Here is a 13,058-nt window from a genome sequence, read left to right as displayed (position 1 = left end):
CGTTGTGACGAACAGGGGGTGGCCCACACACAATGTGGGTCACCTCCTCGTCTTCATCCTCTGCACGATAGGTAGGTATGTCGCAGTCTGCTTCCGCCGTGATTGATCCGGCACCGTCTCCAACGCCCACTAGGCGTCCTCGGGGGATCACAAATCCTCTCGCTCGTTTTCTTATCGTTCGATTTTTGCTAATTTTCCCGACCGTGTTCATCCTCGTAACGATGGTGTTCGTGCTGATGCGGTCGATCGGTGATCCCATTACGGCGGCACTTGGTGGCCGCCTGACGGCCGCTCAGCTTGCAGAGCGCATTAGTTCTGCCGGCTACGACCGCCCGATCTTGGTTCAATACTTCGAGTACTTGGGTCAGATCTTTACCGGTAACTTCGGCACGGCGATCACCGACGGTCGCCCGGTCTCAGAGCTGCTCGTGACGTATGGAAGCGCCACGTTAGAACTCGCGGCCTACGCGATTCTCGTTGCACTGATTGTGGGTATTCCGCTGGGAATGGTTGCGGCGTACTTCCGCGACAAGTGGCCAGACGCAGTGCTGCGTGTTGCCGCGATCCTCGCCTACGCCACCCCGGTCTTCTTCGCGGGGCTGCTGCTCAAGCTGGTCTTCGCTGTGTGGCTCAAGGTGTTGCCTGTTGCCGGCCGCGCATCCACTCGCACTGAATTGCAGCTCAGCACTCTCGACAACAAGTCGGGCATTTACATTATCGATGCGTTCCGGCTTGGCAGCCCAGCCGCAATCGGAGATGTGCTGTCGCATGCGGTGCTGCCCGGCCTAGCGCTCGGTCTGCTCACTGCTGGCATCTTCATGCGTCTCGTGCGCACCAACGTCATCGGCTCGTTGTCGATGGACTATGTGGATGCCGCCCGCTCACGTGGTGTGAGTGAGTTCCGTCTCGTGCGCAAGCACGCATACAAGCCAGCGCTTATCCCGATCATCACGGTGATCGGTCTGCAGATCGCACTCTTGCTTGGAGGCGCGGTGCTGACGGAGACCACGTTCGAGTGGAAGGGTCTTGGCTTCAAGCTCGTCGAGTACTTGGGCGCCCGTGACTTCGTTGCTGTGCAGGGAATTGTGGTTCTGCTGGCGGTCATCGTGGCTCTTACCAACTTCATTGTCGACATAATTGCGGCGATCATCGACCCGAGAGTGAGGTACTGATCATGAATACAACACCCTCACGGTTCGTACGTATTTGGCGGCGTTTGCCCGTCGTCCATCAGGTTCGTCAGGCGGTGGGCCTCCAGCGCGGGATGCTCGTTGCTGGTCTGATCTTGACGGGAATCTTCCTGTTTACTGCCCTGTTCGCGCCCTTGCTTGCGCCCTATGGGTTCTCGCAATTGCGTGACGATGACGGCACCTTTGGTGCTCAGGTTCCTCCGGGTGGTGAGCACATTCTTGGCACCACTGTTGGTGGCTACGATGTGCTTTCTCGCGTGATCTGGGGATCGCGGACTGCGGTGCTGGTGATCGTGGTCGCGGTCGCATTGTCGATCTTCGCCGGGGTGCTCCTTGGCTTGGTCTCTGGCTACTTGGGCAGTTGGCTCGACCGCGTCTTGGTTGTCATCTCCGACGCCGTTTATGCGTTTCCTACGCTGTTGCTCGCGATTGTTGCGGCAATTGCCATTAGCGGTGGTCGTTCGAGTTTCTGGGGCGGTGTATTCGCTGCGGCCATCTCAATCACGGTTGTCTATATTCCGCAGTACTTCCGGGTGATTCGAGCAGAAACGGTGCGAATCAAATCAGAAGCGTATGTGGAGTCGGCAAAGGTTCTGGGTGCGAGTACACCTCGCATCATGTTCCGTCACGTGTTCCGCAATGCCACTCGCACGTTACCGCTCATCTTCACGCTCAACAGTTCGGAAGCAATTCTGACGCTGGCGGGCCTCGGCTTCCTTGGCTTCGGCATTGAGCCTTCTGCCGCGGCGGAGTGGGGTTATGACCTCAACAAGTCGATTTCGGATGTCACGAGCGGTATCTGGTGGACGTCGCTGTTCCCCGGCTTGGCTATCGTGCTCGTCGTGCTGGGAATCACTCTGGTGGGAGAGAGCCTGAACGACCTCGCGGATCCCCGACTGCGCACACGTCGTCGTGCCGAACAGTCAGCGCCTATCCTCGAGACTTCCGCTCTGAACACGGTTGATCTTGATGGCGATGAGACAACGATGGATCCTTTGGAGGCTCGCTCATGAGCGACATTGTTGAGATCAAGAATCTCGAAGTGACCTTCGCCACTGATGGCGGAGATGTAAAAGCTGTAGACGACGTCTCTCTGACGCTTGCTCCTGGCGAAGTTCTGGCGATCGTCGGCGAGAGCGGAAGTGGAAAGAGCGTTACGGCAAAGTCCGTACTCGGGCTGCTTCCCGAGACCGCTGTTGCGCGTGGTGCAATCCTGCTCAATGGCAAAGACGTCGTCGGGATGTCTGGCAAGCGACTTCGCGAATTGCGCGGTGTCGATGTCGCCATGGTCTTCCAAGAGCCGTCACTTGCTCTCAACCCGGTTTTCACGGTCGGGTGGCAGATTGCCGAAGGCCTCCGCGCTCACGGCAAGGTGAACAAAAAGCAGGCTCGCGTCAAGGCGATTGAGATTCTTCGCAAGGTCGGAATTCCTGAGCCAGAGAAGCGCGTCGACTACTACCCCCACCAGTTCTCTGGTGGGCAGAAACAGCGAGTGGTTATTGCAATGGCACTCGTGCTCGAGCCGGAGCTGATTGTTGCCGACGAGCCAACTACGGCGCTGGATGTCACAGTGCAGGCAGAAATTCTTGACCTGCTTCGCCTGTGCCGGGACGAATTTGGTGCTGCAATAATCCTGATTACCCACAACATGGGTATCGTCGCGGACCTTGCTGACCGTGTTGCAGTGATGTATCAGGGCAAGCTCGTTGAAGAGGCTCCGGCACAGGAACTCTTTGACTCTGCGAAGCACCCGTATACCCAGAAGCTTCTTGCTGCCGTTCCTCGCGTCGGAACCGGTGCTGCGCGCGCTGCCGCTCGCGTCGTTGACCGTAAGGATGCGGGGGGCGACTCTCAGGTCGAACCTGTCGTCGTCGCGAAAGATCTGCGGATCTCGTTTCCTGGTCGTTTCGGTCAGCCTGCATTCCGCGCGGTTGATGGTGTGAGCTTCAGCATCTCTCCCGGTGAAGTTCTTGGTCTTGTTGGCGAGAGTGGATCGGGCAAGACCACGATTGGGCGCGCCATTGGCGGTCTCAACAAGGTCACGGGTGGTTCGCTGCAGGTTCTTGGTCACGAGATGTTGCACTTCAAGGAGCGCAACTTTCGGCCGGTCCGCAGCGATATCGGTTTCGTCTTCCAGGACCCGGCATCGAGCTTCAACCCACTCCTGACCATCGCCGAGTGCGTAGCCGAGCCGCTGATCGTTCACGGTAAGGCTCAGGATGCCAAAGATGCCCGCGGTCGGGTGAATGAACTTCTCGAAGCGGTGCAATTGCCGCGTGCATTCGGTGATCGCTATCCACACGAACTGAGCGGTGGCCAACGTCAACGCGCCAGCCTCGCTCGTTCATTGGCTTTGCGCCCTCGACTGCTGATTGCCGACGAACCGACGAGTGCGCTCGACGTGTCGGTGCAAGCGAAGGTTCTTGAGTTGTTCGCTGACCTTCAGCGCGATCTCGGGTTCGCGGCGCTGTTTATCAGCCACGATCTCGCCGTTGTCGACATGCTTTCTGACCGAATCGCTGTGCTCTACAAGGGGCAACTTGTTGAGGAGGGCGTTGGCTCTGATGTGCTGGGAAATCCGCAACATCCGTACACCCAGCGCTTGCTTGCATCGCTTCCGGTTCCTGATCCTCGGGAACAAGCTGAGCGTCGCGAAGCACTGAGGTCGCTGACTGCCGTAGATTATTGAGGTGACTTCTACTCAGGCAACAGTGAGCGCGCGTGACTTGTCATTGCGCTACCCGTCGCGCAACCCAGAAACACGTTCGGTTGCCGTCAATGGCCTGAGTTTTGAGATCGCTGCGGGTGAAGTTTTGACTGTCGTTGGCGAGAGTGGCTCTGGCAAGAGCACTCTCGCCAAGGCTGTTGCCCTCCAGGCCGAGACTGGCGCCTACGGTTCGCCGCTGTTTAGCGGCGGTGAGCTGACCGTTATGGGCACCGAGCTTCGGTCGGTCAGCCGTCGCAAGCGAGATCATCTGAGCCTGCGCGTGGGCTATTTACCGCAGGATGCCGGCAACCACCTCAACGGTCGGCTCACAGTTGGCGAGAACATTGCGGAACCGATTTTTGTGCGTGACCGCCGTTTCAATCAGCGTGAAGCAGCCGAAGCCGTAGCCACGCTGATTGACACCGTTCGGTTACCGCTGGCCGTAATGAATCGTTACCCCTACGAGCTGAGCAAAGGGCAGCGGCAACGTGTTGCTATAGCGCGAGCAATGATCCTTGAGCCGCAGTTGCTCGTTGCCGATGACCCTACTGCCGGCATCGACGTTAATGTTCGCGCCGCCATTCTTGATCTCATCGTTGACCTCCAGCACGATCGCGAATTCTCGGCCCTTCTCGTGACCGCTGATCTTGCGGCTGTTCGCCGAATATCAACCAACATTGCGGTCATGCACCGCGGAATCCTGGTCGGTATTGGTGAACTTGACGAAGTTTTGTCCGACCCGTGGCATCCGTATGTGCAGGGACTAGCCAATTCGCTTGTGGAGCTCAAAAGTGATCAGCACTAACCTGACCCAACATTCCCCTTCGACCTGGCTGGTTGGCGGCTTTGGGCCAGATATGGAGTGCGAATCCGAAGGGATTTCGGTGATGCGAAGTCGGGCGGATGGGTCGCTAGAGTTTTCTCACGTTGCCGCTTCTGTTTTGTCTGCCTCGTTTCTGGTTGTCGCTGGCGACGCTGTGTACTCCACGCTGGAGGGCTCAGGCGAGATTGCGGCGTTCCGTCGTGACGGGGAGACCTTGAGCGACGCAACGACGACTTCTAGCGGCGGCCAGTATCCGTGTCATCTCACGGTGCGCGACTCCGTGATTGTCGCCGCCAATTATGGAACGGGAACGCTGGGTGTCCTCGAGCGGACCGCGCACTCAAGTGCTCTCGATGCGCGCTACGTGCAAGAAACGGCCGGTACAGGTCCGCGACCGCAACAGGAGGGGCCGCACGCCCACTCGTCTCTTTTCGTCGACGAGTCGACCCTCCTCAGCCTCGATCTTGGCGCTGACCGCATCAGAATTTTCGAGTACAGCGACTTCACTCTCAATCAGGTGGATGAGGTCGTGCTACCCGCAGGATTCGGCCCCCGCGACATTGTGGCTCGCCCCGGCAACCTCTTTTATGTTCTCGGAGAACTTGGGCTTGGTTTTCTCGTATTTGAATTGCGCGATCGCGAACTTCACCAGCTGTGCGCAATCGCGCTGCCGGGCGCGGTCGAGGGCGATCACGCGTCAGCAATCGCTATTTCCGCCGACGGCCGTCACGCCTATGTAGGCGTGCGACGCAGCAACCTCATCGCCGTGCTCACGATTGCGGAAGATGGTCGCAGTGTTGCACCTCTCACCGCCGTATCGTGCGAGGGGGACTGGCCACGTCACATCGTCATGGACGACAACATCTTGCATGTGAGCAACCAGTTTTCGCACTCCGTTGCTAGTTTTCGCATTGATGACAACGGAATCCCGAAGCTGATAGCCCCGCCAACCCGGGTTCTTTCGCCGACATACCTCGCTCGAATCGCCTGATGGTTTTTGATGTGCTCAATCCTTTGCTAAAGTAGTTCCGTTGCACAGCGATCCTCGATAGCTCAATTGGCAGAGCAATCGGCTGTTAACCGGTAGGTTCTTGGTTCGAGTCCAAGTCGAGGAGCTTATGAGTCCCGGCCACTAAGGTGGCCGGGACTTTGTGCATTCCGGAGCGGGTGGCTACTACTCCACCGGGAGTAGCCGCGGGTGCGCCGCTGAGCCGATGTGCGTGTGTCGGTCGGCAACTAGCATCAAGGCATGCATTCATCCGATCGACCGTCTCGCACAGCCAGCGCGATGGTAGATGCGATCGCGCGGGGGCAGCGCTTTGGTTACCCAGAGTCACGACGGTCCATCCTCTTGCGTCAGTGGGTGCCGGTCGCTATTTCCCTGATTGTTCAAGTGCCGATTACGCTGGTTGGTGTTTCGCGCCCGGGCAATTTTGATGGGTCGAGTGTCGCCCTCATCCTTCTCGCCGTCGTCGGACCGGTCCTGCTGATCTGGATTCGGCGGCATCCTGGACCGATAGTTGCGCTGATCTCGGCTGCTGCCGCTGCAGACTTTCTTATCGGTTACTCCGTCGTCTCGCCGCCCTACTTGGCGTTGGCTTTTGCCATTGTGATCGCGATCTCTCGAGGAGCCCGTTCGTGGACCTGGATCTCGATGATCGTCGTGTGGGAAGCAACGCTCTTGGCAGGATTGCTAGTGGGCATCGCTCTGGAACCGCCACGCGTCATTGCGACGACTCTCGGGCTGCTCTTGGTGCTCGGTTTTGCCGAATCCCATCGTCGACGCGGAGAACACATTCTGCAGTTTCAGCAAGCTTTCGCTGATCGACGTGAGTCAGAGTTGCGCGCAGAACGCGTTCGCATTGCCCGAGAACTGCATGACGTGTTGGCTCATTCCCTCAGCCAAATCAATGTGCAGGCTGGGGTTGGTCTTCACCTCATGCACAAACAACCCGAACAGGCAGAGGCTGCCCTTGCGAGTATCAAAAGCTCAAGCAAAGAGGCGCTCGACGAAGTGCGATCGCTGCTGGGGATGCTCCGCACGGAAAATGACGACGATGATTCCTTCACCGGTGCCGCTGTGCCGCCGGTGCCAGAGCCTGACCTATCGCGACTGAACCATTTGGCGGACTCGGTGCGATCGCAGGGCCTCGCGGTGAGCCTCAGGTGTGACGTGTCTGCAGAGACGCCCCCAGCCGTGCAATTGGCGCTCTATCGAATTGTGCAAGAGTCGCTGACAAATATTGTTCGCCATGCGAATGCGACGGATGTGAGCGTGAACGTCGGCTACGACGACGGCGACTACCTCGTTACAATTGCCGACAACGGTGATGGAATTGACAGCACTGTCGACAACGAGGGGCGAGGTTTGCTTGGCATGCGAGAACGAGCTGACCTCCTCGGGGGGAAGCTTCAGCTTGGCGAATCCGAATCTGGTGGCGCCCTCGTGACGGCGCGCATTCCGCGTCGACTGGCATCCGCATGATTCGTGTTGTTGTTGCTGACGATCAGCAACTGATTCGTGCCGGTTTCCGCAGCCTTTTGAACGCCGAAGACGACATCGAGGTGGTTGGCGAGGCCGCTACCGGCACCGATGTTATTGACGTTGTGCGTCGTGAGCGCCCCGATGTTGTCCTGATGGACATCCGGATGCCCGACGGTGATGGGCTGTGGGCTACTGAGCAAATCGCCACCTTCCCTGAGCTCGCAGCGACCCGCATCGTGGTCGTGACGACATTTGAGGTCGACGAGTATGTTGCGCGCGCCATCAGGGCCGGAGCGAGCGGATTTTTGGTCAAAGATACTGAGCCGGTGGAGTTGATCCGTGCGGTGCGCGTAGTGGCGGCGGGCGATGCTCTTCTGAGCCCCGGAGTCACGAAGCGACTGCTTGCCCGATTTGCTGGCAGTTCTTCCGTGGCGGTCGACGCGAGCATCCTGACCGCAATCACTGTTCGGGAGCGTGAAGTTCTTTCTCTCGTTGGTCAGGGCCTCACGAACGCCGAAATTGGCGCGAAACTTTTTTTGAGTCCGCTGACGGCCAAGACCCACGTTTCGCGAATCATGTCCAAGCTGATGGCGCGCGACCGCGTTCAACTGGTGGTGATCGCCTACGAAACCGGGCTGGTTTCTTCGGGGCGCGCATAGTGGCCGCACGTGCACGTCAGCGATCGCCAGACGTTGCCGCGGCAATCCGATCGAGCTTTGCAGTGGGGCTCGCGGTTGCCGCCTACGGGGTCTCGTTTGGTGCGCTGTCCGTCGCCGCCGGCTTGGATGTCTGGCAAACCTGTGTGCTGAGTCTGCTGATGTTCTCTGGCGGCTCCCAATTCGCGCTGGTTGGGGTGTTGGCGACCGGGGGAGCCTCAGCGGGAGGTGCCGCTATTGCGAGCGCTGTATTGCTCGGAACACGCAATTCTCTCTATGCGCTGAGGGTTGCGCCGATGATCGGCCCTGGCCGCCTCAAGCGGCTGGTCGCTGGTCATTGGACGATCGATGAGACCACAGCTGTGTCCACCGCTCAACCGACGCTGGAGAGCCAGCGCGCAGGATTCTGGTGGACCGGGCTTGTCATCTATCTGGGCTGGAATCTGACGACGCTGATCGGCGCCCTCATTGGTGATCAGTTGGGAGATGTGAGTCGCTACGGTCTGGATGCGGCGGCCGCTGCAGCATTCCTGGGTCTTCTGTGGCCCCGGCTGAAGCAACTGCAGCCGATCGTGGTCGCGATTGGTGCTGCTGTCGTCGCTGGCGTGCTGATGCCAGTGCTGCCTGCTGGCGTTCCTGTGCTGGCTGCCGCCCTTGTCGCCGTTGTTGTTGGCCTCATGAATCTGTTTGGCACTCGCGAGAGCGACATTGCTGAGGCTGAGCCCGATCCGATGGGGGAGCGATGACTATTTGGCACATCGTGCTGCTCGCGTCGATTGCGGTACTTGCCCTCAAACTTGCTGGCTTCGCGGTTCCGGCAGCGTGGGCAGAAAAGCCCACGGCAGCCCGGCTGACGAATCTGCTGACGGTTGCGTTGCTGGCGGCGCTCGTCGTTGTGCAGACCTTTGGTTCCGCGCGAGGCTTCGAAGTGGATGCCCGGCTGCCAGCAGTAGCACTTGCCGCTGTGCTCTTCGCCATGCGAGTGCCCTTTATCGTCGTGATTATTGCTGCCGCCCTGATCGCTGCAGCAATCCGAGCCTTCAGTTAGCGGTCGAGCCGACGAGAACGTGAACAGCTAGGCGTCGAGCTGTTCCTCGGTGGGTAGCCAGGAGTTTCCCGGCTGACCCCAACCTTGCTTGCGGATCGCTTTCGCCGCGGCCTTAGCATCAGGTTCGCGAAGTCGGTCGGCGTAGAGCACACCATCGAGGTGGTCGTATTCGTGCTGGAAGATGCGGGCGAGCCACCCGGATGCTTCAATCTCGAAAGGTTTCTGATCGAGGTCTACGGCGCGCAGGATTACGCGGTCGGCGCGTACTAAGCCGAACCGTTCGCCGGGGATCGAAAGGCAGCCTTCTTCATCCTCCTCGCCCGGCGCCGCGATGGGGGTTGGGGTGTGCCACAACTCTGGATTGATAGCGACTCCGCGCCAATGCGTGTCGTCTTCATCGATCCAGTCGTAGACGAAAACGCGGAGTCCTACACCGACTTGGGGTGCAGCGAGCCCGACGCCCGGCGCCTCCTCCATGGTTTCGAACATGTCGCCAACAAGGGTAGCGAGGCTGCTATCGAAGGCCGTTACCGGTATCGCGGGAGTGTGGAGCACCGGGTCGCCGGTGATAATGATGGGGAGAACGGCCATGCACCCAGAATATCCCGGTTGAACCGAGTACATTTGACGGGTGCCGCCGGACATTCTTGACCTCACAGAGCAGATCAGTCTCACCCCATCTCAGGCTGTCGGTATTCCTTTGGCGCTCATCGGCGCAATTCTGCTTTCCCTTGGCGCACAGTTTCAACATCGCGGCGTTGCCCGCATGGAAGAACATCACGGCAGCGAAGCAAGTTCTGGGCTCAGCTTTAGTCAAATTATGGCGCTGCTTGCTCGCCCATCTTGGGTTATTGGCACAACTTTTCTGGGCCTCGCCATTGTCTTTCAGCTGTCGAGTTTGGCTATCGCGCCCATCATGGTTGTTCAACCTCTGGGTGCCGTTGCGCTCGTTATGACGGCGATCATGAATTCCCGTCTTGCCAAGGTCAAGCTGGATGCGATTTCTATCCGCGCCATTGTGATGTGCGTTGGTGGCGTTGGAGCTTTTGTTGCCCTCGCTGCGATTTTCGCGAAATCGACGGTGATCACGCAGCGCGAGTTGTCGACTGTTCTGATCATTTTGGTTATCGTTTTGGCGTTGTGGATCGCGTTGTTCCTGTTTTTCCGCAAGAACGCGTCGCCGGTGTTTTACATCCTCGGGGCGGGGATGCTCTTCGGTTTCGTGGCGACTCTCGCCAAAGTGGTCATCGATCGCATCAAGACCATCGTGATTTTGGGTTCAGGAATCGAGAGCACTGATTTGCTTACCGTGCTCTGTATCGTTGGCCTAATTGCGGCATCCTTGCTCGGCTCCTACTTCGTTCAGACGGCTTATGCGTCTGGACCACCGGATTTGGTGGTGGCCGGTCTGACTGTTGTTGATCCTCTTGTCGCGGTGACGGTCGGCATCATCGTGTTGGGCGAGGCCTCGGATGCGCCTCTCTGGGCGGTAGTTTCCTTTGTGATTACGGGTGCTGTCGCCATTTGGGGTGTCTTCTTGCTCTCGAAGCACCACCCTCAACTCAGGATGTAGGTTTCCTTCTCATCGGCAGCGCAGCCCGCTTGGTGGAGTGCAGTGGGGTACGTTATTAGGTGCCGTTGACCTGACCGGGTTGTAAACGAGTTAGCTCGTGACGATAAATTGTTAAGGAACTCTTCGACTGTGACCTCCGCTGTGAGACGCTCGCCCCACGAAGGCAAACCGCGACTTCGCATCCTGATTGGCGCAGATACGTTCTGGCCTCAAATTAATGGTGCCGCAACCTTCATCGCCCGACTTTCCGCCGGGCTTGCCGAGCGCGGACATGATGTTCACATTGCCGCCCCGTCGTATTCCAACAAGAAGTTGGGCACGATGATCGAGGAGCATGAGGGTCAGAAACTGACCCTCCACCGTCTGTACTCGTGGAAGTGGCCTGGTCACCCGTGGCTTCGGTTCATGTTGCCGTGGCGCGTTAAACGCAACTCGGCGATCATCCTTGATCAGATAAAGCCTGACGTCATCCACTTTCAGTCGCACATTGTTATTGGGCGCGGTTTGACCATTGAGGGTGAAGCGCGCGGTATCCGGATGATCGGTACCAACCATTTCATGCCAGAAAACCTGCTCGATCACGCCTACATCATTCCTCGGTTCATGCGCGATAAAGCGATTCGGATGGGCTGGGCTGCGGCTGGTCGTTCGTTCGCTCGGGCCGCGCGGGTGACGACTCCGACGCGTCGGGCCGCCGACTATCTCGAAGAAAACACCCTAGTTCGCAACGTTATTGCGGTGTCGTGCGGAATCGATGCTGATGGTTATAACGGCAATCTCGAGCCCAAACCTGAGAACCTCATTGTTTTCTTGGGTCGTCTCGCTGACGAGAAGCAAATCGACAAGCTCATTCGCGCGATCGCCATTATGGATCCGGCGCTCGACGCCAAATTGGAGATCGTCGGCGGGGGAGAGCTTGAGGCCAAGCTGCGCTCGCTTGCGGCATCATTGGGTATCGAAAACCGGGTTAAGCTCACCGGATTTGTGGAGCAGGATCAACTGCGCGACGCCCTTCAGCGCGGTTCCGTGTTTGCGATGCCATCTACTGCGGAGTTGCAGAGCATTTCTACGATGGAGGCGATGGCCTCAGGTTTGCCGGTGGTTGCCGCGAACGCGATGGCGCTCCCGCATTTGGTTCATGACGGTGAGAATGGCTACCTCTTCGAGCCAGGGAACGTCGAAGATTTGGCCGAGAAGCTCACGCGCGTGCTTACCCTTCCAGCGGATGAACTGCTGAAGTTCAAGAAGGAGAGCCTGGCCATTGTGGCGGCTCACGACATTCAACGCACTCTTGATACGTTCGAGAGTTTGTACCGCGGCGAAGAAGTTACTGACCCTGCCGCTTTGGGCAAAAAGAACGAGAGCGCCTCCTAAGAGACGCTCTCGTTGGAGCCACAGCAATCAGCTCGCGTGCGCAGGCGTGGAGCCTACTTTTTTGCGGGGGTTCGGTTCTCTGCTGAGACCATCCATGCGAACTGCTCAAGGCTTTCGATGATGGCGTGCAGCAGGTCGGCGCTTGTGGGATCTTCTTCGTCGATGGGGTCGTGAACTTCGCGGATGGTGGCGACAGTACCCTCGAGGCGTTCTGTCAGCAGGTCAATGGTGTCTGTCGTGCTGATTTCGCCTGCGGGAAACTCGGGAAGAGTCGTCGTGGCGGCAACCGTGTCACTGCGCCCGTCTGGGGTGGCATGCAGGGCGCGCATCCGTTCGGCGATGGTGTCGCTGAAGCCTCGTGCGGCGTCAATGATTTCGTCGAGAACGAGGTGAGTGTCGCGAAAGTTCTTTCCCACAACGTTCCAGTGGGCTTGCTTGCCCTGAAGCTGCAGTTCGAGCAGGTCGACGAGTACGAGCTGCATCTTGTCGGCGAGGCCTTTAGAGGCGGTGAAACCGTGCTCGGAGTTCTGCTGGCGGGTCTTGCGAGCCCCAGATTTGGCTGGACTCGTGGTCTGCGCTTTCTGTGAATCAGTCATGTCGCTACGCTACGAGCGCTGCTTGAGAGCTTGCTCAACGTTCTTTGAGAGTCTGCCGAATATCACCGTTGGAAAGGAGGCAACTATTGATTTAGGCTCAGATTACAAAACCCAGGCAAGGAGATATTCATGGGCTCAAGATTGTTGCTCGTCGCGACGTGGCTGTTACCGGTCGCCATACTCATTCTCGGCGTTAACGCTGGCGCCACCATCTGGGTCTATATGGAGCCTCAAATGGATACGGTTCCGGCACCAGAAACGTACGGCATCGCCTTCTGGGCCGGCGTCGCCGCGCTGTTGCTGAGTGTGCTCGTTGCTGTCGGAATCTCCATTCAGGTTGCGAGTTCGCGACCCTCAGCCCAGACAGCGGGGTAGTGGGCGAACGCCTGTGTTTCTTGTGGCAGCGCGGCGCGCACAATTCGAGGCAGGACGTGTCACCGTGAGTGCCCCATTTGCCGGTAACGTAGATACGCGTTCGCACTCGTGCGGACACGGGGCGGTAGCTCAGCTGGTTAGAGCAAACGACTCATAATCGTTCGGTCACGGGTTCAAGTCCCGTCCGCCCTACTCAAGTAATCCGTTAACAGCGTGGTGGTGCGTAGTCCG

The 13,058-nt window shown here is 58.5% G+C and carries 15 protein-coding genes and 2 tRNA genes; 14 read left to right on the top strand and 3 right to left on the bottom strand.

Annotated elements, in window-relative coordinates; all coding sequences use genetic code 11:
* Positions 1 to 53: 53 nt before the first annotated feature.
* Entirely contained in the window at positions 54 to 155 is a 102-nt protein-coding gene (locus tag ACOH1Z_RS02130; RefSeq protein WP_449648179.1) for a hypothetical protein, read from the bottom strand.
* On the opposite strand from ACOH1Z_RS02130, the gene ACOH1Z_RS02125 reads away from it, so the two are divergent.
* The 10 genes from ACOH1Z_RS02125 to ACOH1Z_RS02080 all read left to right on the top strand — a co-directional run bounded on the left by ACOH1Z_RS02125 (position 147) and on the right by ACOH1Z_RS02080 (position 8,909).
* The gene (locus tag ACOH1Z_RS02125; RefSeq protein WP_449648178.1) at positions 147 to 1,172 is read left to right on the top strand and encodes an ABC transporter permease; all 1,026 of its coding nucleotides are present in this window, start codon (positions 147 to 149) and stop codon (positions 1,170 to 1,172) included. The genes ACOH1Z_RS02130 and ACOH1Z_RS02125 overlap by 9 nt on opposite strands.
* 2 nt (positions 1,173 to 1,174) lie before the next feature.
* Positions 1,175 to 2,203: an ABC transporter permease gene (locus tag ACOH1Z_RS02120; protein ID WP_449646844.1), complete on the top strand. Its 1,029-nt coding sequence runs from the start codon at positions 1,175 to 1,177 to the stop codon at positions 2,201 to 2,203.
* Positions 2,200 to 3,879, top strand: a complete 1,680-nt coding sequence (locus ACOH1Z_RS02115; protein ID WP_449646843.1) for an ABC transporter ATP-binding protein — start codon at positions 2,200 to 2,202, stop codon at positions 3,877 to 3,879. Before ACOH1Z_RS02120 ends, ACOH1Z_RS02115 begins: the two co-directional genes overlap by 4 nt.
* Position 3,880: 1 nt before the next feature.
* Entirely contained in the window at positions 3,881 to 4,702 is an 822-nt protein-coding gene (locus ACOH1Z_RS02110; RefSeq protein ID WP_449646842.1) for an ATP-binding cassette domain-containing protein, read from the top strand.
* Positions 4,689 to 5,711 carry a lactonase family protein gene (locus ACOH1Z_RS02105; protein ID WP_449646841.1) on the top strand — a complete coding sequence of 341 codons (1,023 nt, stop codon included), beginning with the start codon at positions 4,689 to 4,691 and terminating at the stop codon, positions 5,709 to 5,711. The genes ACOH1Z_RS02110 and ACOH1Z_RS02105 overlap by 14 nt, the downstream gene beginning before the upstream one ends.
* A 51-nt stretch (positions 5,712 to 5,762) precedes the next feature.
* Positions 5,763 to 5,835 (top strand) — tRNA-Asn (locus tag ACOH1Z_RS02100).
* Positions 5,836 to 5,969: 134 nt separating this feature from the next.
* The gene (locus ACOH1Z_RS02095; RefSeq protein WP_449646840.1) at positions 5,970 to 7,205 is read left to right on the top strand and encodes a sensor histidine kinase; all 1,236 of its coding nucleotides are present in this window, start codon (positions 5,970 to 5,972) and stop codon (positions 7,203 to 7,205) included.
* Positions 7,202 to 7,864 carry a response regulator transcription factor gene (locus ACOH1Z_RS02090; RefSeq protein WP_449646839.1) on the top strand — a complete coding sequence of 221 codons (663 nt, stop codon included), beginning with the start codon at positions 7,202 to 7,204 and terminating at the stop codon, positions 7,862 to 7,864. The genes ACOH1Z_RS02095 and ACOH1Z_RS02090 overlap by 4 nt, the downstream gene beginning before the upstream one ends.
* On the top strand, positions 7,864 to 8,607 hold the full coding sequence (locus tag ACOH1Z_RS02085) for an AzlC family ABC transporter permease (RefSeq protein WP_449646838.1): 744 nt from the start codon (positions 7,864 to 7,866) through the stop codon (positions 8,605 to 8,607). Before ACOH1Z_RS02090 ends, ACOH1Z_RS02085 begins: the two co-directional genes overlap by 1 nt.
* A complete protein-coding gene (locus ACOH1Z_RS02080) occupies positions 8,604 to 8,909 on the top strand; it encodes an AzlD domain-containing protein (protein WP_449646837.1) in 306 nt (101 codons plus the stop codon). Before ACOH1Z_RS02085 ends, ACOH1Z_RS02080 begins: the two co-directional genes overlap by 4 nt.
* A 27-nt stretch (positions 8,910 to 8,936) precedes the next feature.
* Here ACOH1Z_RS02080 and def read toward each other — a convergent pair whose 3' ends face one another.
* Positions 8,937 to 9,500, bottom strand: coding sequence for a peptide deformylase (gene def, locus ACOH1Z_RS02075; protein WP_449646836.1), 564 nt, complete (start codon positions 9,498 to 9,500; stop codon positions 8,937 to 8,939).
* Positions 9,501 to 9,540: 40 nt separating this feature from the next.
* Here def and ACOH1Z_RS02070 point away from each other — a divergent pair, with 40 nt between their 5' ends.
* Both ACOH1Z_RS02070 and ACOH1Z_RS02065 read left to right on the top strand, forming a co-directional pair.
* Positions 9,541 to 10,482, top strand: a complete 942-nt coding sequence (locus ACOH1Z_RS02070; protein ID WP_449646835.1) for a DMT family transporter — start codon at positions 9,541 to 9,543, stop codon at positions 10,480 to 10,482.
* A gap of 129 nt (positions 10,483 to 10,611) precedes the next feature.
* Complete coding sequence (locus tag ACOH1Z_RS02065) at positions 10,612 to 11,856, top strand: glycosyltransferase (protein WP_449646834.1); 1,245 nt, start codon at positions 10,612 to 10,614, stop codon at positions 11,854 to 11,856.
* Between the two features lie 53 nt (positions 11,857 to 11,909).
* Here ACOH1Z_RS02065 and ACOH1Z_RS02060 read toward each other — a convergent pair whose 3' ends face one another.
* Positions 11,910 to 12,452, bottom strand: a complete 543-nt coding sequence (locus ACOH1Z_RS02060; protein ID WP_449646833.1) for a Dps family protein — start codon at positions 12,450 to 12,452, stop codon at positions 11,910 to 11,912.
* Positions 12,453 to 12,581: 129 nt separating this feature from the next.
* Here ACOH1Z_RS02060 and ACOH1Z_RS02055 point away from each other — a divergent pair, with 129 nt between their 5' ends.
* Both ACOH1Z_RS02055 and ACOH1Z_RS02050 read left to right on the top strand, forming a co-directional pair.
* Positions 12,582 to 12,827 carry a hypothetical protein gene (locus tag ACOH1Z_RS02055; RefSeq protein ID WP_449646832.1) on the top strand — a complete coding sequence of 82 codons (246 nt, stop codon included), beginning with the start codon at positions 12,582 to 12,584 and terminating at the stop codon, positions 12,825 to 12,827.
* A gap of 118 nt (positions 12,828 to 12,945) precedes the next feature.
* A tRNA-Ile gene (locus ACOH1Z_RS02050) sits at positions 12,946 to 13,019 on the top strand.
* The last annotated feature ends 39 nt before the right edge of the window (positions 13,020 to 13,058 follow it).

The organism is Rhodoglobus sp., from assembly GCF_053580035.1.
This window is presented reverse-complemented; position numbering and strand designations above follow the sequence as displayed.

Excerpts from the sequence above, each read along its gene's own strand:
- ACOH1Z_RS02060 (WP_449646833.1), bottom strand. The coding sequence starts at position 12,452 with ATGACTGATTCACAGAAAGCGCAGACCACGAGTCCAGCCAAATCTGGG.
- ACOH1Z_RS02120 (WP_449646844.1), top strand. The coding sequence starts at position 1,175 with ATGAATACAACACCCTCACGGTTCGTACGTATTTGGCGGCGTTTGCCC.
- ACOH1Z_RS02090 (WP_449646839.1), top strand. The coding sequence starts at position 7,202 with ATGATTCGTGTTGTTGTTGCTGACGATCAGCAACTGATTCGTGCCGGT.
- ACOH1Z_RS02115 (WP_449646843.1), top strand. The coding sequence starts at position 2,200 with ATGAGCGACATTGTTGAGATCAAGAATCTCGAAGTGACCTTCGCCACT.
- ACOH1Z_RS02080 (WP_449646837.1), top strand. The coding sequence starts at position 8,604 with ATGACTATTTGGCACATCGTGCTGCTCGCGTCGATTGCGGTACTTGCC.
- def (WP_449646836.1), bottom strand. The coding sequence starts at position 9,500 with ATGGCCGTTCTCCCCATCATTATCACCGGCGACCCGGTGCTCCACACT.
- ACOH1Z_RS02095 (WP_449646840.1), top strand. The coding sequence starts at position 5,970 with ATGCATTCATCCGATCGACCGTCTCGCACAGCCAGCGCGATGGTAGAT.
- ACOH1Z_RS02055 (WP_449646832.1), top strand. The coding sequence starts at position 12,582 with ATGGGCTCAAGATTGTTGCTCGTCGCGACGTGGCTGTTACCGGTCGCC.